At 62.8% G+C, this 23,594-nt stretch carries 20 protein-coding genes; 7 read left to right on the forward strand and 13 right to left on the reverse strand.

Features of this window, described 5'->3' with window-relative positions; genetic code table 11:
- The first annotated feature begins 39 nt into the window (after positions 1-39).
- Positions 40-960, forward strand: coding sequence for a LysR family transcriptional regulator (locus NKH33_RS24585; RefSeq protein ID WP_352698200.1), 921 nt, complete (start codon positions 40-42; stop codon positions 958-960).
- Between the two features lie 22 nt (positions 961-982).
- Here the strand turns inward: NKH33_RS24585 and NKH33_RS24590 are convergent, their stop codons facing one another.
- From NKH33_RS24590 to NKH33_RS33295, 6 genes are all read right to left on the reverse strand, one after another.
- On the reverse strand, positions 983-1,813 hold the full coding sequence (locus NKH33_RS24590; protein WP_023676825.1) for a dipeptide ABC transporter ATP-binding protein: 831 nt from the start codon (positions 1,811-1,813) through the stop codon (positions 983-985).
- Positions 1,810-2,685, reverse strand: a complete 876-nt coding sequence (locus tag NKH33_RS24595; protein WP_352921886.1) for an ABC transporter ATP-binding protein — start codon at positions 2,683-2,685, stop codon at positions 1,810-1,812. The genes NKH33_RS24590 and NKH33_RS24595 overlap by 4 nt, the downstream gene beginning before the upstream one ends.
- Before the next feature lie 4 nt (positions 2,686-2,689).
- Positions 2,690-3,607, reverse strand: a complete 918-nt coding sequence (locus NKH33_RS24600; protein ID WP_023676823.1) for an ABC transporter permease subunit — start codon at positions 3,605-3,607, stop codon at positions 2,690-2,692.
- Between the two features lies 1 nt (position 3,608).
- On the reverse strand, positions 3,609-4,616 hold the full coding sequence (locus NKH33_RS24605) for an ABC transporter permease subunit (protein ID WP_023676822.1): 1,008 nt from the start codon (positions 4,614-4,616) through the stop codon (positions 3,609-3,611).
- Positions 4,617-4,674: 58 nt separating this feature from the next.
- Entirely contained in the window at positions 4,675-6,267 is a 1,593-nt protein-coding gene (locus NKH33_RS24610; protein WP_352448537.1) for an ABC transporter substrate-binding protein, read from the reverse strand.
- Between the two features lie 165 nt (positions 6,268-6,432).
- Positions 6,433-7,023: a hypothetical protein gene (locus tag NKH33_RS33295; RefSeq protein ID WP_502906766.1), complete on the reverse strand. Its 591-nt coding sequence runs from the start codon at positions 7,021-7,023 to the stop codon at positions 6,433-6,435.
- Positions 7,024-7,078: 55 nt separating this feature from the next.
- On the opposite strand from NKH33_RS33295, the gene NKH33_RS24615 reads away from it, so the two are divergent.
- A complete protein-coding gene (locus tag NKH33_RS24615) occupies positions 7,079-8,710 on the forward strand; it encodes a long-chain-fatty-acid--CoA ligase (protein ID WP_502906767.1) in 1,632 nt (543 codons plus the stop codon).
- A gap of 85 nt (positions 8,711-8,795) precedes the next feature.
- Positions 8,796-9,452, forward strand: coding sequence for a class I SAM-dependent methyltransferase (locus NKH33_RS24620; RefSeq protein WP_352921902.1), 657 nt, complete (start codon positions 8,796-8,798; stop codon positions 9,450-9,452).
- Here NKH33_RS24620 and NKH33_RS24625 read toward each other — a convergent pair.
- Together NKH33_RS24625 and pgi are read right to left on the reverse strand one after the other, a co-directional pair.
- Positions 9,436-10,158: an HAD family hydrolase gene (locus NKH33_RS24625; protein WP_352448533.1), complete on the reverse strand. Its 723-nt coding sequence runs from the start codon at positions 10,156-10,158 to the stop codon at positions 9,436-9,438. The two genes, NKH33_RS24620 and NKH33_RS24625, sit on opposite strands and share 17 nt — an antisense overlap.
- Before the next feature lie 5 nt (positions 10,159-10,163).
- Positions 10,164-11,807 carry a glucose-6-phosphate isomerase gene (gene pgi, locus NKH33_RS24630; RefSeq protein WP_352591237.1) on the reverse strand — a complete coding sequence of 548 codons (1,644 nt, stop codon included), beginning with the start codon at positions 11,805-11,807 and terminating at the stop codon, positions 10,164-10,166.
- Between the two features lie 254 nt (positions 11,808-12,061).
- Between pgi and pdxR the strand changes: the two genes are divergently transcribed.
- From pdxR to NKH33_RS24645, 3 genes are all read left to right on the forward strand, one after another.
- Complete coding sequence (pdxR, locus tag NKH33_RS24635; protein WP_023676815.1) at positions 12,062-13,555, forward strand: MocR-like pyridoxine biosynthesis transcription factor PdxR; 1,494 nt, start codon at positions 12,062-12,064, stop codon at positions 13,553-13,555.
- A 192-nt stretch (positions 13,556-13,747) separates the two neighbouring features.
- Positions 13,748-15,337, forward strand: coding sequence for a trimethylamine methyltransferase family protein (locus NKH33_RS24640; RefSeq protein ID WP_352469998.1), 1,590 nt, complete (start codon positions 13,748-13,750; stop codon positions 15,335-15,337).
- A gap of 115 nt (positions 15,338-15,452) precedes the next feature.
- Positions 15,453-16,682 (forward strand): aromatic ring-hydroxylating oxygenase subunit alpha, encoded by a 1,230-nt coding sequence (locus NKH33_RS24645; protein ID WP_352540459.1) that lies wholly within the window; start codon positions 15,453-15,455, stop codon positions 16,680-16,682.
- Between the two features lie 46 nt (positions 16,683-16,728).
- On the opposite strand, the gene NKH33_RS24650 is transcribed toward NKH33_RS24645, so the two are convergent.
- The 5 genes from NKH33_RS24650 to NKH33_RS24670 all read right to left on the reverse strand — a co-directional run bounded on the left by NKH33_RS24650 (position 16,729) and on the right by NKH33_RS24670 (position 23,009).
- Positions 16,729-17,127, reverse strand: a complete 399-nt coding sequence (locus NKH33_RS24650; RefSeq protein WP_352469996.1) for a hypothetical protein — start codon at positions 17,125-17,127, stop codon at positions 16,729-16,731.
- A 117-nt stretch (positions 17,128-17,244) separates the two neighbouring features.
- Entirely contained in the window at positions 17,245-18,585 is a 1,341-nt protein-coding gene (gene chrA, locus NKH33_RS24655) for a chromate efflux transporter (protein ID WP_502906768.1), read from the reverse strand.
- A 44-nt stretch (positions 18,586-18,629) separates the two neighbouring features.
- Complete coding sequence (locus NKH33_RS24660) at positions 18,630-19,463, reverse strand: chromate resistance protein ChrB domain-containing protein (RefSeq protein ID WP_352469994.1); 834 nt, start codon at positions 19,461-19,463, stop codon at positions 18,630-18,632.
- A 318-nt stretch (positions 19,464-19,781) separates the two neighbouring features.
- Positions 19,782-21,587, reverse strand: a complete 1,806-nt coding sequence (locus tag NKH33_RS24665) for an IlvD/Edd family dehydratase (protein WP_352613838.1) — start codon at positions 21,585-21,587, stop codon at positions 19,782-19,784.
- Between the two features lie 237 nt (positions 21,588-21,824).
- Entirely contained in the window at positions 21,825-23,009 is a 1,185-nt protein-coding gene (locus NKH33_RS24670) for an Mrp/NBP35 family ATP-binding protein (RefSeq protein ID WP_352469992.1), read from the reverse strand.
- Positions 23,010-23,203: 194 nt separating this feature from the next.
- On the opposite strand from NKH33_RS24670, the gene NKH33_RS24675 reads away from it, so the two are divergent.
- Complete coding sequence (locus NKH33_RS24675; protein WP_352469991.1) at positions 23,204-23,581, forward strand: VOC family protein; 378 nt, start codon at positions 23,204-23,206, stop codon at positions 23,579-23,581.
- Positions 23,582-23,594: the final 13 nt, after the last annotated feature.

Below are 23,594 nucleotides of genomic sequence, written 5' to 3' on the forward strand. Positions count from 1 at the left end.
TCCACTATATGTAGGAAATGTATAAGATAATGCCGAATAATGGATAGATCGGACGTCACCCTTGAGCGCATGCGCACCTTCGTTCGCGTCGCCGAGCGCGGCAGCCTCTCGGCGGTGGCGCGCGAGCTCGGAGTTGGGCAGTCGACGGTCACACGGCATTTGCGAGAACTCGAGGAGGCCGTCGGAGTGCCCTTGCTCAGCAGGACCACCCGGCGCGTCACGATGACCGATGAAGGCAGCCGTTACTATGCCGACAGCGTCCAGATCCTGCGCCTCGTCGAGCAGGCCGGCGATGAGGCGCGGGGCACGCGCGGCGCGTCGGCCGGCACGATCCGGATATCCTGCACGGCGGCGCTCGGGGTCTTGCATGTCAGCCGGCTGATCTTCGCCTTTCAAGACCGCTATCCCGATATCGGCATCGATCTCAGCCTTACCGACGAGCGCATCAACCTTGTGCGGGAGGGCGTCGACATCGCGCTTCGCCTCGGCCCGCTCACCGACAGCTCAATGAAACTGCGGGCGCTCGGCCAGTCCCGGCGTCTGCTGGTGGCGGCGCCGGCCTATCTGGCGGCGCGGGGCAGACCGGCTGTCCCGCAGGATCTGCCTGGCCATGAAGGCATCCGGATGTCGAACATCGCGGGAAGCGACACGCTCACCTTGCAGGGGCCGGGCGGCGAGACCTTTGCGGTGCCCTTTGGCGGCAGATTTCTGGTCGACCATGGGCTTGCTGCGCGCGAAGCCCTTGTCGCCGGACGCGGCATCGCACCCGCCCACCACTGGCTTGTCGACGATCTTCTGGCGGCCGACCGGCTGGAAGTGGTCCTGCCGGGCTATTTTCCGCCTCCCGTCCCGCTGAGCATGCTGATCGTTCCGGAGCGTGCGGGCATTGCCCGGGTGCGGCTGCTGGTCGACTTTCTCGCCGAGCAGATCTCCGGCATTCCGGGGATCGAGAAGCGGTAGCCGGCCGGCAAACCTCGCCGGATCAGGCGGCCTTCTTTTTCGCCAACCTTGCCTTGATGCTGGCAACGTCGGCACGCGGCGTCGCCGCGAATAGCGTCCTGGTGTAGCTGTGCTTGGGGTCGGCGAAGACCTCGTCGCGCGAGCCGTATTCGACTGCCTCGCCGAAATACATTACCATCACGTCGTCGGCGATGTAGCGTACCACCGACAGGTCGTGGCTGATGAAAACATAGGTCAGCTGAAACTCGTCCTGCAGGTCGGCGAGCAGGTTCAGCACCTGCGCCTGCACCGAAAGATCAAGTGCCGAGACCGGCTCGTCCAGCACCAGAAGGCTGGGGTTGAGCATCAGCGCGCGGGCGATGGCGATCCGCTGGCGCTGGCCGCCCGAAAACATATGCGGGTAGCGATTAAAGTGCTCGGGGCCGAGACCGACCTTCTTTAGCATCTTCATGGCAAGATCGCGCCGCTCGTCGGCCGTGCTGTCGGTGTTGATGAGCAGCGGCTCGCCAAGCACGTCGCCGATCTTCTGGCGTGGATTGAGCGAACCATAAGGGTTCTGGAAGACGATCTGGACCTTGCGGCGCATTTCCTTCGACAGGCCGTTCCTGCCGATGTCTACCTTCTTGCCGTCGATGAAAAGCTCGCCGGAGGTCGCCGGGTCGATCAGGGTGATGATGCGGGCGAGTGTTGACTTGCCGCAGCCGCTCTCGCCGACGATGGCCAGCGTCTTGCCCTTGTCGACGCTGAACGAAACACCCTTGACCGCATGAACCGTACGGGAGGGGCGGAAAAGCCCGCCACCGACATGATAGTCGCGCACGATGTTCTTGCCTTCGACTACCGTCACGCTCATGAGGCGGTTCCTCCTGCGGACCGGGCTGCGACTACAGATGGGGCCGGCTCGAACAGCATGTCGGAAACAGTAGGCAATCGGTCGCCGACGGCATTTTCCGGCAGCGCCGACAGGAGCGCGCGCGTGTAGTTGCTCTTGGGGGACTCGAACAGCGACAGCACGTCGGCCTCTTCCATCTTGCGGCCCTTGTACTGGACGATGACACGGTCGGCGGTCTCGGCAACCACCCCCATATTGTGGGTGATCATGATCAGGCCCATGCCATATTTGGCCTGCAGGCCGACCAGCAGATCGAGGATCTGCTTCTGGATGGTGACGTCGAGCGCCGTGGTTGGCTCGTCGGCGATCAAAAGCTTGGGATTGCAGCCGATGGCGATGGCGATCATGACGCGCTGACACTGACCACCCGACATTTGGTGCGGGAAGGAGCCCAGCCGTTCCTCGGGGTCGGCGATGCCGACCAACTTCATCAATTCGATGGCACGCGCCCGGCGCTGGGCGCGGTCCATGCCCATATGGAAGCGCAGCACCTCCTCGATCTGGAAGCCGACGGTGAAGCACGGGTTGAGGCTGGCGACCGGCTCCTGGAAGATCATCGAAATGTCCTTGCCGACGATCTTGCGCCGCTCGGATGGGCCGAGCTTGAGCAGGTCGATGCCGTCGAAGGCCATGCGGTCGGCCCTCACCGTCGCGGTGTTGGGCAAAAGCCCCATCACCGCCAGCATCGCCACCGACTTGCCCGAACCGGATTCGCCGACGATCGCCAGCACCTCGCGCGGTTCGACCGACAGGTCGATGCCTTGTACCGCCATGAATGGTCCAGCGGCGGTGTCGAAGGAAACGGTCAGGTTCTTGATCTCGAGAAGAGGCATTGGATTATGACCTCTTCAGCTTGGGATCGAAGGCATCGCGCAAGCCATCGCCGATCAGATTGATGGCCAGCACAGTGATCAGGATAGCAAGGCCGGGGAAGGTCACCACCCAAGGCGCGCGCAGGATGAACTCGCGCGCCGAGGCGAGCATCGTGCCCCATTCCGGCGTCGGCGGCTGCGCACCGACACCGAGGAAGCCGAGCGCCGCAGCCTCGAGAATAGCATTGGAGAAGGACAACGTCGCCTGCACGATCAGCGGTGCCAGGCAGTTCGGCAGGATCGTCCTCACCATCAAGCGAAGATGACCGGCACCAGCCACCTTGGCGGAGATGACATATTCGCGGTTCTTTTCGGCCATCACGGCGGCGCGGGTGAGGCGCGCAAAATGCGGCTGCAGCACCAGCGCGATCGCCAGCATGGCATTGAACAGGCCGGGGCCAAGGATCGCCACCAGCACCAGCGCCAGAAGCAGCGACGGGAAGGCCAGGATGATATCCATGATGCGCATGATCAGCGTGTCGACCCAGCCGCGGAAATAGCCGGCGAGCACGCCAAGCACGATGCCGCTGGTGAGCGAGAAGACGACGACCACCAGGCCGATGAACAGCGAGAAACGCGCCCCGAAGATCAGCCGCGAAAGCATGTCGCGGCCGACCGCGTCGGTGCCGAGCAGGAACATCGATTTGCCGCCTTCCTGCCAGGCAGGGGGTGCCAGCAGCGCATCGCGAAACTGCTCGTCGGGCGAATGTGGGGCGACGAACGGCGCAAAGATCGCCACCAGCACCAGCGCCGAAAACACGACAAGGCCGATGACCGCGCCGGTGTTCATCGAGAAGTAGTGCCAGAACTCGGCGAAAGCGCGTTGCCTGCCGCCTGTCGGGATGGAGGCGGCGGTAGCTTCGGCGGCGGATTCGTCGGTCATCTCACTGCACCCGGATGCGCGGATTGATGACGGCGTAGAGCACGTCGACGATCAGGTTCACCGCCATGACGATCAGCGCGATGATCAGCAATCCGCTCTGGACGACGACATAGTCGCGCTTGCCGATGGCATCGATCATCCATTTGCCGATGCCCGGCCAGGAAAAAATGGTCTCGGTCAGAATGGCGCCCGCCATCAAGGTGCCGACCTGCAGTCCAATGGTGGTGACTACCGGGATCAGCGCGTTGCGAAAAGCGTGCAGACCGATGACGCGGCGAGGCGCCAGGCCCTTGGCGCGCGCGGTGCGGACATAGTCCTCGCCCAGCACCTCGAGCATCGCCGAGCGCGTCTGGCGCGCTATGACGGCAAGCGGGATCGTCGCCAGCACGATCGACGGCAGGATCAAATGGCTGACGGCAGATTTGAAAGCGCCGCTCCTGCCGGAGATCAGGCTGTCGATGAGCATGAACCCGGTCGTCGGCCTGAAGAAATACTGCAGGCCGATGCGGCCGGAAACCGGCGTCCAGCCGAGATAGCCGGAGAAGAAGATAATGAGCAGCAACCCCCACCAGAAGATCGGCATCGAATAGCCGGTCAGCGCGACACCCATCGTAGCCTGGTCGAACCACGAGCCGCGCTTGACCGCGGCGAAGATACCGGCAGGAATACCGAGCAGGACGGCGATGATCAACGCCACTGTCGCCAGTTCCAGCGTGGCTGGAAACAGCGCCTGGAATTCGCCGAGCACTGGCCGCTTGGTGGCAATGGATATGCCGAAATCGCCGGTCAGGACCCTGCCGATATATTCCAGGTATTGGATGACATAGGGCCGGTTGTAGCCAAACTGCTCGATGAGCTGGGCGTAGCGCTCGGGGCTGACGCCGCGCTCGCCCGCCAGGGCCAGGATAGGATCGCCGGGCAGAAGCCGGACGAAAGCAAACGCCGCCAGCGATATGCCGAACACGGTCGGGATGATCAAAGCGAGCTTGTGGAGGAGATAACGGAGCATCTTGCTTCATAGAACGGCGGCGCGGGAAGTCCAGCGCCGCCGTTCAATTTCTCAGGACTTATTCGGTGACGTCGACGCCGTCAAACCGATGAATGCCGAGCGGGTCCATAACGAAGCCCGACACCTTCTTGTTCATCGGCATGAAGACCTTGGAGTGGGCGATGGTCAGCCACGGAGCCTCACGCTTGAACACCACCTGAGCTTCCTCGTAGATCTTGGTGCGCTCGGCGACGTCCGTCGTCGCCTTGCCTTTTTTCAGCAGGGCTTCGAATTCCTGGTTGCACCAGATCGCATAATTGGACTGGCCGATGGCATCGCAACCGAGCAGGAAAAAGAAGTTGTCCGGATCGCCATTGTCACCGGTCCAGCCCAGTTGGAAGGCGCCGTCGCGATCCTTAGCCTTGCCGCGCTGGCGATACTCGGTCCATTCGTAACTGACGATCTCCGCCTTGACCCCGACGGCGGCATAGTCGGCCTGGATCAACTCGGCGACGCGCTGGGCGTTCGGGTTGTAGGGGCGGCTGACCGGCATAGCCCAGATCTTCATCGACAGATCCTTGACGCCTGCATCGGCCAGCATCTTCTTGGCCGCCTCCGGATCATAGGGATCGTCCTTGATGTCCTTGTTATAGGACCACATGGTCGGCGGGATCGGGTTGATGGCCGGCGCACCGGCGCCCTGATAGACCGCGTCGATGATCGCCTTCTTGTTTACCGCCATGTTGAGGGCCTTGCGGACCTCGACCTTGTCGAAGGGCGGCTGCGTCGTGTTGTAAGCCATGTAGCCGATGTTCAGGCCTTCCTGCTCGTCGACCTTGAGGTTCGCGTCAGCCTGCAGTCCGGCAATGTCGGCCGGCGCCGGGTATGACATGATATCGCACTCGCCCGCCTTCAGCTTCTGCGCGCGTACGGCCGGATCGGGCGTGATGGCGAAGATCAGATCGTCGATCTTCTGTCGCCCGCCATAGTAGCCGTCCCATGCTGCATAGCGCACGACCGCATCGACCTGATAGTCGACGAACTGGAACGGACCAGTGCCGACCGGCTTCTGGGTGAACTGCTGCCTGGTGCCGGCCTTGTCGAGTTGGTCGGCATATTCCTTGGAGACGATCGAGGCGAAATCCATGCCGAGGTCCGGCAGGAACGCGACTTCAGGCTTGTTCAGCACGAATTTCACCGTCAGGTCGTCGACCTTGACGATTTCCTTCAGGAGATCGGGGAAGCCCATGCCGGTGAAATATTCCCAGCCGGTGCCTTCCAGATAGCTGTACCACGGGCTTTCTTTCTTCCACTGGCGTTCGAAGGAAAAGATCACGTCGTCGGCGTTGAGGTCGCGCGTCGGCGTGAAATAATCGGTCGTCTGGAATTTCACACCCGGGCGAAGCTTGAAGGTGTATTCGAGACCGTCGTCGGAAACCGTCCAGCTCTCGGCCAGGCCGGGCGAGATGGTGGTCTTGCCATGCTCGAACTCGACCAGGCGCGAATAGATGGTGCGCGACGAGGCGTCGAAGTCGTTGCCGCCGCTCCATGGCGACGGGTCGAAGCCGGCCGGCGAAGCCTCCGAGCAATAGACCAGTTGTTTTGCATTGGCCATGCCGCCGAGGACGCTTGCAGCCAGCAACGCGGCTGCAAAAGTCAGTTTCTTTTTCATTGAGCACTCCCTGATGTTCTTCCAAGCCCCTCTATCAGGCTCGCGAAGGCCGCATATAAGCACCGTTTTTCTAGCTTTGGAACTGCTTGTTTGCCTAACCCACGGGAAGCAGAAAAAAATTCCGGCACGCGGCAAATTGTGGAAAAAACGAGCCGAATCCGCAGATCACGACATTATTAGCGACTTCAATTTTTTGTTGATCGGCGATGCCGCCAATTGTGGGAATCGAGCCGTTCGGTTCAAGAGATGCGCATCCGAAAACCGGTCGCGGCCGAGAGGTTTGACGGCAAGTCTTACCGCACTCCAGGTGGCGAGGCTTGCACGGCCGTCGCTTGTGGCAATACATAGATAAATGGGCAGCGTGCCGGATTTTCCCAGGTTCCGGATATTGCGGCAAGCGGTGGGATATCTTTGTTGATCAGGGCGGTGGTGGCGCGCAAGCATGCCGAAACAATAAGAACGATTGAGGGAGCGACAGGTGGCAAAAAAACCGGCAAAGACAACCAACGCGGCGAAAGCAAAGGCCGAGGCAACATCGAAAGCGGTCAAGCCAAAAGCGGCCGCCGCCAAGCCGACGGCTACCGCGAAGGCAAGCGCGAAGCCGGCGGCGAAGACCACGGCTGGAACGGCTGCTAAAGCGGCAACCGGCAAGACTGCGCCTGCTGCAAAATCTGCCGCCAAGCCGGCGGCGAAGGCAGTGCCGACAGCGCCACGACCGCCGGCAGGTCCGGCCAAGAGATTACCGAAGGCGATCACCGCACTGGCCGCTGGCCTGCCCGAAAAACCGTGGCTCCAGAGTTACCCAAAAATCGTGCCGGCCGAGATTGGCGACCTGCCCTCCAGCTCGATCGGCGACTTTCTCGTTGCCGTGTGCAAGCAGTTTGCGAATCGGCCGGCCTTCGTCTGCATGGGCAAATCGATCACCTATGCCGACCTCGAGCGACAGTCGGCCGCCTTCGGCGCCTATCTGCAATCAACGGGGCTGCAGAAGGGCGCGCGCGTCGCCCTGATGATGCCGAATGTGCTGCAATATCCGGTGGCGATGATGGCAGTGCTTCGCGCCGGCTATGTCGTGGTCAACATCAATCCGCTCTACACGCCGCGCGAGCTGGAGCACCAGCTCAAGGATTCCGGCGCTCAAGCCATTGTCATCCTCGAAAATTTTGCCTGCACCCTGCAGGCGGTGATCGCCAGGACCGCGGTCAAGCATGTCGTGGTCGCCTCGATGGGCGACATGCTCGGCGGGCTCAAGGGAACGATCGTCAACTTCGTTGTACGCCGCGTCAAGAAGATGGTGCCGGCATGGTCGCTGCCCGGCCATGTCAAGTTCAACGCCGCGCTGAAGGCCGGCACCGGCATGGCCTTCAGGCCCGCAAAGGTCGCGGCCGACGACATCGCCTTCCTGCAATACACGGGCGGCACGACCGGCATCTCCAAGGGCGCGATGCTTTTGCACAGCAACATTTTGGCGAACGTCGCGCAGAACGCGCTGTGGGCCGAAGACGCTTTTACCGTCAAGCCGAAGCCGGCGCATCTGAACTTCCTCTGCGCGCTGCCGCTCTATCACATTTTTGCGCTGACGGCGAACGTGCTGGTAGGCATGCAGCAAGGCGCGCAGAATGTCCTCATCCCCAATCCGCGCGACATTCCCGGCTTCGTCAAGGAGCTGCAGAAATACCCGATCCACATCTTTCCGGGCCTCAACACGCTGTTCAATGCGCTGCTCAATAATGAGGATTTTCGCAAGCTCGATTTCAAGCCGCTGATCCTGACGCTGGGTGGCGGCATGCCGGTGCAGAGGGCCATCGCCGAACGCTGGAAGGTGCTGACCGGCTGCCCGATCAGCGAGGCCTACGGGCTCACCGAGACCTCGCCGGGAGCAACGATCAACAAATTCAGCGACGGCGTTTACACCGGCACGATCGGCCTGCCGCTGCCCTCGACCGAGATCGCGATCCGCGACGACGACGGCAACAATTTGCCGCTCGGCGAAGTCGGCGAAATCTGCATCCGCGGACCGCAGGTGATGGCCGGCTACTGGAACCGGCCGGACGAGACCGCCAAGGTGATGACCGAGGACGGCTTCTTCAAATCGGGCGACATGGGCTTCATGGACGAGCTTGGCTACACCAAGATCGTCGACCGCAAGAAGGACATGATCCTGGTTTCCGGCTTCAACGTCTATCCGAACGAACTCGAGGAAGTGGTGGCGCAGCATCCAGGCGTACTCGAAGTTGCCGCGATCGGCGTGCCGGACGAGCATTCGGGTGAAGTGCCGAAGCTGTTCGTCGTCAAGAAGGACCCGGCACTGACCGCCGACATGCTGACGGCTTATTGCCGTGAGAACCTGACCGGCTACAAGCGTCCCAGGTATATTGAGTTCCGCACCGAGCTGCCGAAGACACCGGTCGGCAAGATCCTGCGCCGGGCGTTGCGGGGCTAGGCGCAGCTTGAGCGATTGCATCGCCGGCGCCAACGCCGTGAGCATAGGTTCGCGCCCGGACCCGGCACAGTTCATCCGGGCGAACATGCGGATCGCCCCCGTGCCCACGCTTCCCGAAATTCGGCTTTACACCGCCCATCCGGGAAGCGGGCTCAGGCGGCTTCTCGAATGGAACCAACATGCGACCGAAGAAGACGGACCTGAACCGGAGCCACCGTACTGGGCCTATGTCTGGGCCGGCGGCGCGGTGCTCGCCCGCTACATATTCGACCGGCCGGAGACCGTGGCCGGCCGTCGCGTGCTCGACCTCGGCGCCGGTTCGGGTCTCGTCGGCATTGCAGCGGCAAAAGCCGGGGCAAGCGCGGTCGTCGCGGCCGAGATCGATCGCAACGGTGTGGTTGCGCTCGGCCTCAACGCGACTGCGAACGGCGTCGCTATCATGATCATTGGCGAAGACATCACCAGCGGTCCGCCGCCACCGGTGGATGTCGTGGTGGTCGGCGACCTGTTCTACGCCCATGATCTCGCCGGCCGGGTCGTCCCCTTCCTCGACCGCTGCCTTGCAGCCGGCATCGCCGTGCTGATCGGCGATCCGGGCCGCGCCTATCTGCCCCGCTCGCGGCTTCGCCTGCTGGCCGAATACGAGGTGCCGGATGTCGGCGAAGGCAGGAATGCGGCGATGAAACCGAGCGGCGTGTTCTCGTTCGGACCAGCTAGCTGCGAGTCTAGACTGTCTCGCTGACCCGCGCCGAAAGAAAATCAGGCAGGTCGGCCACCGAATCCAGAATGACGTCGGCTATCTGGGACAGCGATTCACGTGTGCCGGTGCCGGACAGCACGCCGACCGCCAGACCGCAGCCGCCCGCCCGCGCCATTTCAAGATCGTGACGGTTGTCGCCGACCATGGCGATTGCCGAGGGCCTGAGCCCCGTCAGATCAGAGAAGGCAAGGATCGTATCCGGCGCCGGTTTTGGATTGGCCACCGCGTCGTAACCATAGGCGGCGTCGAAAAGCTGCGCGACGCCCAGCGTGACCAGGGTCTTTTCCGCGCCGCTGGTCGAGTCGTTGGTGGCGACACCAAGCCGGTAGGATTTTCTGTGAAGCAGGCCAAGCGTCTCGACCACGCCCGGCAGCGCCACCGCCATTGCCGATCCTTGCGCCGAGGTGATGGCGTTGAAGCGGGCGACGGCAAGCATCTGGTCCTCGTCGGACAGCCGTGGAAACCACAGCTCGACGACGTCCATGTTGGTGCCGGAGGCAAAAATCGAATCCGGCTTGAAGCGCTTGGTGGCGAAGTCGAAGCCCGCCGCCGCAAGCAGCCTGTCTGCTTTCCAGCGATCGCCTTCGGCCGCATCCATCGCCATGAAGTCGGCGATGCCCAGCCATGTCGCGTTGAAATCTACGAGCGTGCCGTCCTTGTCGAACAATATTCCCTTGATGTCCGCCAAGCTTTTCACTCCGGGCCGCGCAAGCGGTGGATGTATTCCACCAGTCCAGCAGTCGAGGCATCCCGCTTTGCGGCGTTCTCCTTGCCTTCAACGACGGGCAGCAGCCCGGTCGCCAGTTCCTTGCCGAGCTCGACGCCCCACTGGTCGAAGGAGTTGATGTTGAACAGCGTGCCTTCGACGAAGACGCGGTGTTCGTAAAGCGCAATCAGCCGTCCGAACGTGTGGGGGTCGAGTTTCCTGTAGAGGATCGTCACTGAGGGGCGGTCGCCGGAGAAGACGCGGTGCGGAGCAATCCTGTCGACATCGGCCGGCTTCATGCCTTTCGCCAGCATCTGCGCTCGGGCTTCCTCAAGCGTGCGGCCCTTCATGAAGGCTTCCGACTGCGCCAGGCAATTGGCAAGCAGAAGGTCGTGGTGATGCTTCAGTTCCGGCTCGTGGCCGACGGCAGCGGCGAGGAATTCGACCGGAATGAAATCGGTGCCCTGATGCAGAAGTTGGAAGAAGGCATGCTGGCCATTGGTGCCGGGCTCGCCCCAGACCAGCGGGCCGGTCGGCGTCGTTACAGCGCCGCCGTCCAGGGTGACGCTCTTGCCGTTCGATTCCATGTCGAGCTGCTGCAGATAGGCCGGCAGCCTGGACAGACGCTGATCGTAGGGGATGACGGCGCGAGCGGGGTATTTGCAGATCACGCGGTGCCACCAGCCAATCAGCCCCATCAGCGCCGGCAGGTTCTTCGCCAGCGGGGCGGTGCGGAAATGCTCGTCCATCTCATGGGCGCCGTCGAGAAAGGCGCGAAAATCCTTCGGGCCGATGGCGATCATCACCGGCAGACCGATCGCACCCCAGACGGAATAGCGCCCGCCGACCCAGTCCCAGAAGCCGAAGACGCGATCGGGCGCGATGCCGAATTTGGCGACCAGGTCGAGCGCCGTCGAGACGGCGGCGAAATGCTTGCCGACCGCTTCCTTGCCGAGCGCCTTCTCGACCCATCTGCGCGCGGTTTCGGCATTGGTCATCGTCTCGACCGTGGTGAAGGTCTTGGAGGCGATGATGAACAGGGTGGTTTCGGCGGAAAGACCCTTCAGCGTGTCGTGGATATGGGCACCGTCGATATTGGATACGTAATGCGCGCGCGGCCCGTCATGATAGGGCGCCAGCGCCAGCGTCGCCATGGCCGGGCCGAGATCGGAGCCGCCGATGCCGATGTTGACGATGTCGGTGATCTTCTTGCCGGTCGCGCCGGCCGCCTTGCCGGAACGCACCGCGTCGGCGAAGGCACCCATCGCGTCGAGTACGGCAAGGACTTCCGCCTTCACGTCCTGGCCGTCGAGCACGATGCCCTTGCCGGTCAGGTTGCGCAGCGCCGTGTGCAGCACGGCGCGGCCTTCAGTGACGTTGATCTTCTTGCCGGCAAACATCGCGTCGCGCCGGCCTTCGAGGTCAGCGGCCTCAGCCAGTTTCTCCAGCAACTCCATAGTCCGCGCATCGACCGCGCATTTCGACCAGTCGAGCAGCAGGTCGCCGTCACTGGCGGAGAATTTCTCGAAGCGCTGCGGATCGGCAGCGAAAGCCTCGCGCATCGAGCCCGATTTGGCCGCACGGTGATCGCGCAATGCGTCGAGCTGCTTTTGAAAGGACGATTGATCCACTGCTTCGCTCCGGTCTCTTGAGATGCATCTTATCAGGCCGGATGTTTCCGGCGCGTGTCGTCGCGGCAAACTATCGGGTCGAATTCCATCTGTTTCAATGCGCAGCGATGCCGCAGCGCAGCGTGGCCGGCTCAAAGGATCACTGGCATAAATCCCAGCGATCAGAAAAATTGATTGGCGCAACACCTTGTGCCACCGGTACATTCGACTGGTCCAGCCATGTGAAAAAAGCTGGCCATCGAGGAACATCTCCCATGCCACAACGAAACGACACGGCCATATGGTCCGGCCTGTTCCGGATTTCGGCGGAATCCGGTCAGACCCTGCAGGCGCAGATCCGCCAGGCGATCGTCGCCGCCATCCTCGACCGGCAGATCGCGGCTTCCATGCCGCTTCCGTCCTGCCGGATTCTTGCCGAAAAACTCGGCGTGGCGCGCGGCACCGTGGTGCTGGCCTTCCAGCAGCTGGTCGACCAGGGCTTCCTGGTGGCGCGCGAGCGCCGCGGCCATTTCGTCAATCCCGAAGTGCTGGCGACGCCGGCCAAGCCGCATCAGAAGGCGCCCGACCAGGCCAACGAGATCGACTGGAAGGCGCGTCGGCAGATCGCGGCGAGCGACATGCCGCCGCCGGCCAAGCACGACAACTGGATCAAGTCGTCATACCCCTTCGTCTATGGCCAATTCGACCCGGCGCTGTTCCCGACCGCCGAATGGCGCGAGTGCAACCGCATGGCGTTGGCGGTGCTCGAAATCCGCAACTGGGCATCCGACATGGTCGACCGCGACGATCCGCTCCTGATCGAGCAGATCCAGGCACGGCTGCTGCCGCGACGCGGCATCTTCGCCAATCCGGACGAGATCATCGTGACGTTGGGCGCGCAGAACGCGCTTTATATGCTGGCGACGCTGTTGATGACCAAGGGCTCCAAGGTGGCGATGGAGGACCCGGGCTATCCCGATGCACGTTCGATCTTCCGGCTGGCCGGCGCCGAGATCCAGCCGGTTCCGGTCGACCACTCCGGCATCGTAACCTCGGCCATTCCCAATGATTCCGGCTTCGTCTTCGTCACGCCCAGCCACCATTGCCCGACCATGGTGCCGCTGTCGGCGGAGCGGCGGCAGGAGCTTTTGGCGCGCGCCAACCGGCACAACCAGATCATCATCGAGGACGGATATGACAGCCAGCTCCTGGACGAGGCGCCGCAGCAGGCGCTGAAGAGCCTCGATCGCTCCGGCCGCGTCGTCTATGTCGGCTCGATGTCGAAGACTCTGGCTCCCGGCCTCAGGCTCGGCTACATCGTCGCCTCGGCCGGGCTGATCTCCGAGCTTCGGGCGCTACGCCGCTTCATGCTGCGCCATCCGCCGGCGAACAACCAGCGCGCCGTGGCGCTCTTCCTGTCGCTCGGCCATCACGAGGCGCTGGTGCGGCGGCTGTCGAGCGCCTTCGACGAGAGGCGCAAGCGTCTGGTCCATGCGATTTCCGCCTTCCTGCCGGAGTGGCGCTCGACCGATTCGGCCGGCGGCACGTCGCTCTGGCTCGAGGGGCCGCGCGGCACCGATTCGCGCGGGCTGGCGGAGGCCGCGGCCTCGCGCAGCGTCATCATCGAGCCTGGCGACCGCTTCTTCGACCGCACCGAAAAGCCATCGCGTTTCATGCGCTTGGGCATTTCCTCGATCGCGTTGCAGCACATCGAACCCGGCATCCGCGAACTGGCGACGGCAGCTGGACGCAGGCCGGCAGCGGCCTGATCTCCCTTCCCCGACCGGAGCCTGGCGCATGTGGTGCGGCTCCGGTTCTTTAGCTCCTTGGCATATTCGACGGGACCGGCTGGCACATAGGCTGTGCCAATGCCGGCGGCATAGTCGCTGTGTAGAGGGACGAAGCAGGCCGATGGTGGACCAACCGCCGCGAGTTCCTGCCGATGAAGGTGGAGTGCTTCCATGCCAGTGGCTGTCGAACAGCAGGACACGCCGGCGAACCGTCGTCCACAGCGCTCCGGTCTTCGCGAAACAGGACATGCCATGCGATCAGCTCCTCTGATGGAGGACACCGGACCACGACACCAGGCCATCGAGGGCGGCAGCTACGGGCCGCTGCGCGGGGATGACTGCGAGCGCATCCACGAGGGCGTGCTGACGCTCCTGGAGACGGTGGGTTTCGCCAATGCCATCCCTTCCTGCATAAAGGTGCTGACCAAGGCGGGGGCGGTCCATGGCGACGACGACCGTGTGCGCTTTCCGCGCGCGCTAGTGCTCGACACCATCAAGCGGGCGGCACGACATTTCACACTTCATGGCCAGGACGCCAGGCACGACATGGTGGTCCAGGGCAAGCGCGTGCACTACGGCACGGCAGGTATCGCCGTGCACCTGGTGGATCTGGAGAAGCGCGAGTACCGCGAATCCAAGCTGCAGGACATTTATGATGCTGCCCGCATCGTCGATGGGCTGGACAACATCCATTTCTTCCAGCGGCCGATGGTGGCGCGCGACATCGCCGATCCGCTCGAGATGGATTTCAACACGCTCTATGCCTGTGTGATGGGGACATCGAAGCACGTCGGAACATCCTTCACCGTGCGTGAGAACGTGAAGCCGGCGCTTGAAATGCTGTACGCCATCGCCGGCGGCGAGGAGAATTTCCGCGCCCGGCCATTCGTTTCTAACTCTAACTCATTCGTCGTGCCGCCGATGAAGTTCGCGGAGGATGCCTGCGGCGTGCTCGAGGCTTGCGTTGAAGGCGGCATCCCGATCCTGCTGCTCTCGACTGGCCAGTCCGGCACCACAGCACCCGCGGCGATGGCCGGCGCCGTCGTGCAAGCGGTGGCCGAAGTATTGGCCGGCCTGGTCTATGTCAATGCGCTCAAGCCGGGCCATCCGGCGATCTTCGGCGCCTGGCCGTTCATGTCGGACCTGCGTACCGGCGCCATGGCCGGCGGGTCGGCCGAGCAGTCGGTGGCAACCGCGGCCTGCGCCCAGATGGCGCAATTCTACGATCTGCCCGGCGGCTCGGCCGCTGGCATGACGGATTCGAAACTGCCCGACATTCAATCCGGCTACGAAAAGGGCATCACCAATGTGATGGCCGGCCTCTCCGGCCTCAACCTCGTCTACGAGGCGGCCGGCATGCATGCCTCGCTGCTCGGCTTCTGCCTGGAGAGCCTGGTCATCGACAACGACATGCTCGGTCATTGCCTGGGCTGCGCACGTGGCATCGACGTGACTGACGAGGCCTTGTCGATCGACAACATCGCCGAGGTCTGCCTCAAAGGCCCAGGCCACTATCTCGACAACGAACAAACGCTCAAGCTGATGCAGACCGAGCATTTCTATCCCGCCTTCGCCGATCGTTCCTCACCGAAGGAATGGAACGAAAAAGGCCGACCTGATATATTGCTGCGTGCGATCACCGAGAAGAAACGCATTCTTGCCGAACGATTTCCGCGCCACGTGCCAAAACAGGTCGACGACAGATTGCGTGCCCGCTTCGGCAGCCTGATCCACCTGCCGCGTACGCATATGGGCGGCTGACCGGAGACGAGTTCGTGCAGCCATACAGCCACCACCCAGAGCCAATTCCGGACGGAAAACCGCTTCACAGTTTTCCTGGAATTGCCCCAGGACCAACCATCGGGCAGAACGACAAATGAGTGCGCATCCTATCCTGCAAGCCCACACCGACGGCGACGCGATCGATCGGCTGGTGGCGTCTCACCGGCCCGGCCACGGCCTGGTGCGTGCCTTCTATCATGACCCGGCGATCTTCGAGCGTGACATGGAACGTGTCTTTCGCCGCCACTGGCATTGCCTGGCCCATGCCAGCGTTATCCCGAACCCCGGCGATTTCGAGCTGTTCAAATTGGGCGACGAGGCGGTCATCCTGACGCGCGGCATGGATGGCACCGTGCATGCCATGCTCAATGTCTGCCGCCACCGCGGCGCCGAGGTCTGCACCAAGGAGAAGGGCAACGCGAAGATGTTCGTGTGTCCCTACCACGCCTGGACCTATTCCAATGACGGGTCGTTGCGCGCTGCCCGCCTGATGCCGAAGGATTTCGACCGCACGGCGCACGGGCTGAAGAAGCTTCATGTCCGCGTTGCCTCCGGGCTGGTTTTCATTTCCTTCGCGGAGACGCCGCTCGATTTCGATCCAATCGAACAGTCTCTGCGCACAAGCTGCGGCCAGTATGGCTGGGGCGACGCCAAGGTGGCGTATCGCCAGTCCTATCCGCTCGACGCCAACTGGAAGCTCGCCGTCGAGAACTATGTCGAATGCTACCATTGCGGGCCGGCGCATCCGGAATATTCGCAGACGCATGCGCTGGAAAAGCCGGCCGAGATGATCGAGCAGCTCAACGCGGCGATGGAGCAGCGCACCTGCGCGCTCGGCATCGAGATCGGCAGCGCCAACCGCTGGCAGAACTCGGCGGCCGGTCAGGAAGCAATCCATACCTTCCGCTATGCACTCTATGATGGCGTTTCGAGCGGCAGCCAGGATGGCTCGCCGGTGGCCCCGCTGATGGGCCGATTCACCGACTATGACGGTGGCGTCACCTCCATCCATCTCGGCGGCACGACCTTCCTCGTCTGCTATCCCGATCACGGCATGATCTACCGCTTCATCCCGAAAACGGCGGGCACCTGCGAGATGGAGCTGATCTGGCTGGTGCGCGGCGACGCGGTCGAGGGCCAGGACTACGATCTGGAGAAGCTGACCTGGCTGTGGAAGGTCACCACCCAAGAGGACAAGAAGATCATCGAGCACACAGCGCGTGGCGTGCGCTCGCACTATTTCGTGCCGGGGCCGATCGCGCCGATGGAATACAACGAACTGCGCTACATCGGCTGGTATCTTGAGGAGATCAGCCGGGCTTGATCGACTCGGCTGCCGCGGGGGGATCCGGCAGATCTTGCCTATCGCGTCATTCCGCGCTGAGCCCGTATCGGTCGACGACTTCGGCGTTGATCAGCTTGGCATGCAGCGTCATCAGCACGATCTGTGCGTCGAAGCTGTCGCCGGCCTCAAGTGCCGCCTCGATGCGGCGCTCGGCTTCCAGCGTCCGTTGATGGCCATTGGCTTGCTCGAAGGTTTCGGGACCCGCGATGCAATAGCTGCACAATTGTGCCACCGACGCATAGATGCCCGGCGGCGGCTCGTCGGGCCAGTGATCCTTCATCAGATTGACGATCGTGAGTTTTACCCCCTCCGGCACAAGGGCGGGATGCAGATCGGCGCCGCGCAATGCATCGTCGAGCTGCCTCAAGTCGCCCGAGCGACCGAACATTCCAAGGAAGCCGAGGGAAGAACGCCGTTGCGCCATAATGGTCCAACCGTTCCCAACCAGTTAGGTGGTTCACAAGCGGAATACAAACGCAGCGGCATTCAAAGCGTCGCGTTTAAGTAGATTCAGGCGATGCGCTTCAAGTCCTTGCAGGCATCAGCTACTTACCGCCAGCAACAAGACACCGGCCAGCGCCGATCCGGCAAGCGTCGGCAGCATACCGATCTTCAGCTTCAGAATGGCGATCATCGAGGCACAGGAAAGCAGCGCCGCGCGCCAGTCTATCGATGAAAGCACCGGCACGTCCATTCCAAGCCCGACATTGCGCACTTCGCCGAAGATGACGTGCAAGCCGAACCATAGAGCGAGATTCATGATGACGCCGACGACGGCGGCGGTGATCGCACCGAGCGCCGCCGACAGCGCCTTGTTGCCGCGCAGCGCTTCGATGTAAGGCGCGCCAAGGAATATCCATAGGAAACATGGGGTAAACGTCGCCCACAGCGTGAACAGCCCGCCAAACAGTCCGGCAAGCAGCGGCGCCAGCAAGCCCGGCTGGCGGAACGCGGCAACGAAGCCGACGAACTGCAAGACCAGGATGAGCGGACCCGGCGTGGTTTCGGCAAGTCCAAGGCCGTCGACCATTTCACCGGGTGCCAGCCAGCCGAAGTACTCGACCGCTGCCTGCGCGACATAGGCAAGGGCTGCGTAGGCGCCGCCGAAGGTGACGACCGCCATGACACTGAAGAAGCCACCGATTTGCGTCCAAACGCTGGCAGGGCCAGTGAAAGCCCAGACCAGCAGAACAGGCCCCAGCCAGATCGGCAGCCAGATCGCCAAAGTGCGCGGCGCGTGCCATCGTGTCGGCCTGATGTGGGTCAGTTCGCCGCGCTCGAACATCAGATCGACCACGCCCTTTATGTCGGGAACATCGCCCTTGCCATGCGAGGCGCCGGAAAAAAATGCCGGCGCACTACGGTTGCCGATCCAGCCTGCCAGCCCGGCAAGCAGCACGATCAGCGGAAACGGCACGTTCAACGCGTAGATGGCGATGAAGGCAGCGAGTGCGATCGACACCATGATCGGGTTTTTCAGCGCGCGTCTGCCGATCCGGATCACCGCCTCGATGACAATGGCGAGCACGGTCGCCTTGACCCCGAAAAACAGCGCCGCGACGAGTGGTACATCGCCATAGAGCGCATAGAGGCTGCTCAGGACGAGCATGACAAGCGCGCCCGGCACGACGAAGAGAATGCCGGCAACAAGGCCGCCGGCCGTTTTGTGCAGCAACCAGCCGATATAGATGGCGAGCTGCTGGGCCTCGGGGCCAGGCAGCAACATGCAGTAGTTCAACGCATGCAGGAAGCGCTGTTCGCCGATCCAGCGCCGTTCCTCGACCAGTTCCTTGTGCATGAGCGCGATCTGCCCGGCCGGGCCGCCAAAGCTGAGCACGCCGATTTTCGCCCAGACCTTCACGGCCTGCCGGAAGCTCGGCACAGCGGGCTCCTGAATCTCCGCCGGCTTTTTTGATAGGACGGCGCTCACGATGGTTTGCCCGCGCTGACTGCGCCGGCGGCCGGCCAGTTATGCGTCTCCTCGGTGGCATCGCGGCACCAGCGGAAGAACATATCATAGAGCAGCATGCCGGCCTCGAGCTGCTCCAGATCGTTGCGAAACATCCGTGACAGGCCAAGCGAGGCGGCCAGGAACCCGGCCGCCTGTGGAACAAGATCGAGGCTCGCAGTATCGGCGGCGCGTATGATCGTGGCCAAGCGATCGAGTGCTTCGGATTTAAGCCCGAACTCCTCGATCATGGTGTCGAAGGTGCAGCGTTCGCCGCGATGGCTCCAGAACACGTTCTCAATGTCGAAAGGCACGGCCTGAAAGCGATCGGCGACGGCCGACACTTCGGCCGGCTCGACGAAGAGAAAGACCGCGTGAGGATCGATGAAGCGCCGAATCAGCCAGGGGCAGGCGATGCGGTCGACCTTCGGGCGCGTACGCGTCACCCAAACGGTGCGGCCCTTGGCATCGCGGGGCGGTATCTTGCGGGCGTCAACGAGAAGCCCCTTGGCATCGCGCCAGTCTTCAAACCCGCCGTCGAGCGATTCGGCGGCAATGCCCTCGTGGCGCAGCCATGCGGCCACGCCTTGCGAGAGCTTTTTTCCCTGTTGGCAGACGACTGTCACTTGCCAGCCGGCGAAGTCGGCAGCCCAGTTCGAGACAGTCCTGAAATCACGCCGATCCGACGCCGGCAGCAGTCGCGGGTCGGCGTTGTAGTCATCGTCGATGCGGACATCGATGATCGCGGGTGCACCCGGCAGACCAATCAGACGGGATAGTTGCGGTACGGTGATGGTTGTTGTCGACGGCATGGCGTCCACCTCCTGGAAAGAGAAGCTTGGACGCGAACATTGGGCTGACGCCTCACGGGGTCGTCGCGATTAACCCCTTGCGATGATCGTGGATTTGTCGCGCTCGCTTGTCAAGCATTGCCGTTCTCGCGGGAGCAATCGCTGTTGACAAATGACCGCGTCCAACCCTGTGCCGGGCATTTCTGCCCATTATCGGCAGGCTATCGCAGGTGGAAAGCCGAGGCTTTCGCTCTGCGATGTGACCCCACCCCTACCCCTCCTGGCGCTGACCTCGGCAAATTGCCTGCACCGGCGGCTGGCTCATGCGACGGACCCTGGTCAGTGATTGTCCCTCGGCACCCCGCTTGTATGAGCCACATCCTGGTATTTCACCGCCGGCTTCAGCACCATGCCTTCGGAAAACTGGTCGACCATGCCGCGCTGGATCTCCTGCCACGGCGTCTGGTGCTTGGGATAGTGATAGCCGCCATTGTTCTGCAGTTCGGTGCGCCGCCGCGTGATCTCGTCGTCGCTGACGAGGATATCGGCGGTGCCCTTGCGCAGATCGACGCGGACGCGGTCACCGGTCTTCAGCAGCGCCAGCCCGCCGCCGATGGCGGCTTCCGGCGAGGCGTTGAGGATCGAGGGCGAACCCGACGTGCCCGACTGGCGGCCGTCGCCGATACAGGCCAGCGCGTGGATGCCCTTTTTGATCAGATAGGCCGGCGGCTGCATGTTGACGACTTCGGCGCCGCCCGGATAGCCGATCGGGCCGGCGCCGCGCATGAACAGGATGGTGTGCTCGTCGATGCCTTGTGCCGGATCGTCGATGCGGGCGTGGTAATCCTCGGGCCCGTCGAACACCATGGCGTTGCCCTCGAAGGCTTCGGGGTCCTTCGGGTTCGACAGATAGCGCTCGCGGAACTCGGGCGAGATGCCGCTGGTCTTCATGATCGCCGAATCGAACAGATTGCCCTTGAGATTGATGAAGCCGGCATTGGCTTTCAGCGGCTCGGCAACCGTGCGGATGACGTCGAGGTTCTCGTTGACGGCGCCCCTGCAATTGTCACCGATGGTCTTGCCATTAGCTGTCATGGCTTCCGGATAGGGCAGCAGGCCGCCCTTCATCAGTTCGGCGACCACGGCCGGCACGCCGCCGGCATGGTGATAGTCCTCGCCGAGATATTCGCCCGTCGGCTGCAGATTGACGATGAGCGGTATGTTGAGGCCGACCTTCTGCCAATCGTCATTGTCGAGCGGCACGCCGAGATGGCGGGCGATGGCGTTGAGGTGGATCGGCGCGTTGGTCGAGCCGCCGATCGCCGAGTTGACGACGATGGCGTTCTCGAAGGCCTTACGGGTCATAATGTCGGACGGCTTCAGATCCTCATGCACCATGTCGACGATGCGCTTTCCGGTCTCGTAGGCGATCTGGCCGCGCTCGCGATAGGGGGCGGGGATAGCGGCCGAGCCCGGCAATTGCATGCCGAGCGCCTCGGCCAGCGAATTCATCGTGGTGGCGGTACCCATCGTGTTGCAATAGCCGGTCGACGGCGCCGAGGAGGCAACGATATCCATGAACTCGTCATAGCCAATCTCGCCGGCCGACAGGCGCTGGCGCGATTCCCAGACGATGGTGCCGGAGCCGGTGCGCTTGCCCTTGTGCCAGCCGTTGAGCATCGGGCCGACCGAAAGCGCGATAGCCGGAATGTTGACGGTGGCCGCGGCCATCAGCATGGCTGGCGTCGTCTTGTCGCAGCCGATGGTGAGCACTACGCCGTCGAGCGGATAGCCGTAGAGCACCTCTACCAGGCTGAGATAGGCAAGGTTGCGGTCAAGTGCAGCAGTCGGCCGCTTGCCGGTCTCCTGGATCGGGTGGCAAGGGAACTCGAAAGGGATGCCACCCATCGAGACGATGCCTTCGCGCACGCGCTTGGCCAGTTCGATGTGATGGCGGTTGCAGGGCGACAGGTCCGAGCCGGTCTGGGCGATGCCGATCAGCGGCTTGCCGGACATCAGTTCGGCCCGCGTCAGCCCGTAATTCAGGTAGCGCTCCAGATAGAGTGCCGTCATGCCCGGATTGTCGGGGTTGTCGAACCACTCCTGCGAGCGAAATTTCTTCTTGTGGGTGGGGGCGCCTGCCATCGTGGTCTCCGTATTTGTATGACAAATCGATATGACAACGCGCGGGAGCAGGCAAGGGGCACGCGCCATCCGAATCCGCTCTTTGGTACGAAAGACATACATCTGCCTCCGCGCCAGACGGGATCGTGGTTTGTCAGCCCGCTATCCCGGAGAGTTGGAGCGCGTCGCCGCGGACCCTACCTGACCCTTCCGGCCACCCTCCCCCTCAAGCGGCCCACTTGGGGAGGGACATCCGCATCACTCGAACACGATGCTCGGCACTGCAGCCTCGGCCGCGCCGCGCTCTTCATTGACGCGGTCCCAGACCTTGGCGGCGATGTCGCGATAGATTTTCGCCTCAGCGCCATCCGGCTTGGAGACCACCACCGGCGTGCCGGCATCGGAGCTTTCGCGGATGCCCATCTCGAGCGGCACTTCGCCAAGGAAGGTGACGCCGAGACGCTCGGCCTCGCGGCGGGCGCCGCCATGGCCGAAGATGTCGTAGCGTTTTCCCGTATCGGGGGCGAGAAAATAGCTCATGTTTTCGACGATACCCAATAGCGGCACGTCGACCTTTCTGAACATGTTGAGGCCTTTGCGCGCATCGATCAGGGCCAGGTCCTGTGGCGTCGAGACGATGACGGCGCCGGCCAGCGGCACCTGTTGGGCCATGGTCAGCTGGGCGTCACCGGTGCCGGGCGGCATGTCGACGACGAGCACATCAAGCGGTCCCCATTCGACCTCGCGCAGCATCTGCGTCAATGCCGACATCACCATCGGCCCGCGCCAGATCATCGGCGTCTCCTCATCGACGAGGAAGCCCATCGACATGACCTTGAGGCCATAATTCTGCATCGGCTTCAGGATCTTGCCGTCGACGGTCTGCGGCCTGCCACGAATGTTGAGCAGACGCGGCATGGAAGGGCCATAAATGTCGGCATCGAGCACCCCGACCCGCAGCCCGTTGGCGGCAAGCCCAAGGGCGATATTGACGGCGGTGGTCGACTTGCCGACGCCGCCCTTGCCGGAAGCGACGGCGATGATCGCTTCGATGCCGGGTACGCCGCGCTTGCCCTGGCTGTGCGAGGCGGGCGCCTGCGGCGTGGGACGCGCAGGTGCGGCCGGCGGAGCGGGCCTCTGAGCCGGTCTTTGCGGAACCGGCGCCTCCATGCCGCCGCCCTTCTTTTCCGCCGTCAGCGCGACCACGGCGCCGGCAACACCGGGGATCGCCTTGACGACACGTTCGGCCGCCGCACGCAGCGGTTCCATCTCCTGGGCACGGGCAGCGGGAACGGTTATCGAAAAGAACACCTTGGCATCGGCAATGAAAATCTCGGAAACCAGGCCGAGGTCGACGATATTGCCGGTGAAATCCGGCCCATTGACCGTCTTCAGGCGCTCGATAACGATTTCCTTGGTCACGTTTTCATTGGCGGCGGGCATGAGTTTTTCCTCTACTTTTCCGCTCCAGATAATGCAGTTCCGGAACAGAACCAAGCGATGGACCACCAATTGCAGCGGCGTATCGGGGAGGCAGCGAGCATATGACGGCATTTCCAGTGGGAGCAGCCGTCGCCAAATCGTCAGCGCAGCCTATTTCATGAGCATGGAATGACAGCCAGGGAAGGAGACGAATCATGCTCGCAAACAGCAACGCGACGGCCAATCTCGCCGTGAAGGACCTGGCCAAGGCCAGGGCATTCTACGAAGGGGTCCTTGGCCTGAAAGAGGTGCACAATGAAGGTGGCGAACTGATCGTCTATAAAAGCGGCGACACCAGCATCAACGTCTACCGTTCGAACTTCGCTGGGACCAACAAGGCGACGGCTGTGACATGGACGGTCGGCGACGAACTCGGCAAGATCGTTGAGGCATTGAAATCGAAGGGCGTGACCTTCGAGCATTACGACATGCCCGGGCTGACGCTTGAGGGTGACATCCATGTCGGTCACGGCATGAAGGTCGCATGGTTCAGGGATCCGGACGGCAACATCCTGAATCTTGTGGACCGGTAGTCGCCGCGCCAGA

Origin of the sequence: Mesorhizobium sp. M1182, from assembly GCF_040318335.1 — a bacterium.
Classification (GTDB): Bacteria; Pseudomonadota; Alphaproteobacteria; order Rhizobiales; family Rhizobiaceae; genus Mesorhizobium.

Bases quoted from the DNA above. Each gene is read 5' to 3' on its own strand.
- NKH33_RS24600 (WP_023676823.1), bottom strand. From the start codon at position 3,607: ATGACCGACGAATCCGCCGCCGAAGCTACCGCCGCCTCCATCCCGACA.
- NKH33_RS24670 (WP_352469992.1), bottom strand. From the start codon at position 23,009: ATGCCCGCCGCCAATGAAAACGTGACCAAGGAAATCGTTATCGAGCGC.
- NKH33_RS24585 (WP_352698200.1), top strand. From the start codon at position 40: ATGGATAGATCGGACGTCACCCTTGAGCGCATGCGCACCTTCGTTCGC.
- NKH33_RS24650 (WP_352469996.1), bottom strand. From the start codon at position 17,127: ATGGCGCAACGGCGTTCTTCCCTCGGCTTCCTTGGAATGTTCGGTCGC.
- NKH33_RS24665 (WP_352613838.1), bottom strand. From the start codon at position 21,587: ATGGCAGGCGCCCCCACCCACAAGAAGAAATTTCGCTCGCAGGAGTGG.
- NKH33_RS24590 (WP_023676825.1), bottom strand. From the start codon at position 1,813: ATGAGCGTGACGGTAGTCGAAGGCAAGAACATCGTGCGCGACTATCAT.
- NKH33_RS24620 (WP_352921902.1), top strand. From the start codon at position 8,796: ATGCGGATCGCCCCCGTGCCCACGCTTCCCGAAATTCGGCTTTACACC.
- NKH33_RS24640 (WP_352469998.1), top strand. From the start codon at position 13,748: ATGCCAGTGGCTGTCGAACAGCAGGACACGCCGGCGAACCGTCGTCCA.
- NKH33_RS24675 (WP_352469991.1), top strand. From the start codon at position 23,204: ATGCTCGCAAACAGCAACGCGACGGCCAATCTCGCCGTGAAGGACCTG.
- NKH33_RS24660 (WP_352469994.1), bottom strand. From the start codon at position 19,463: ATGCCGTCGACAACAACCATCACCGTACCGCAACTATCCCGTCTGATT.
- NKH33_RS24595 (WP_352921886.1), bottom strand. From the start codon at position 2,685: ATGCCTCTTCTCGAGATCAAGAACCTGACCGTTTCCTTCGACACCGCC.
- NKH33_RS24605 (WP_023676822.1), bottom strand. From the start codon at position 4,616: ATGCTCCGTTATCTCCTCCACAAGCTCGCTTTGATCATCCCGACCGTG.
- pdxR (WP_023676815.1), top strand. From the start codon at position 12,062: ATGCCACAACGAAACGACACGGCCATATGGTCCGGCCTGTTCCGGATT.
- NKH33_RS24645 (WP_352540459.1), top strand. From the start codon at position 15,453: ATGAGTGCGCATCCTATCCTGCAAGCCCACACCGACGGCGACGCGATC.
- NKH33_RS24610 (WP_352448537.1), bottom strand. From the start codon at position 6,267: ATGAAAAAGAAACTGACTTTTGCAGCCGCGTTGCTGGCTGCAAGCGTC.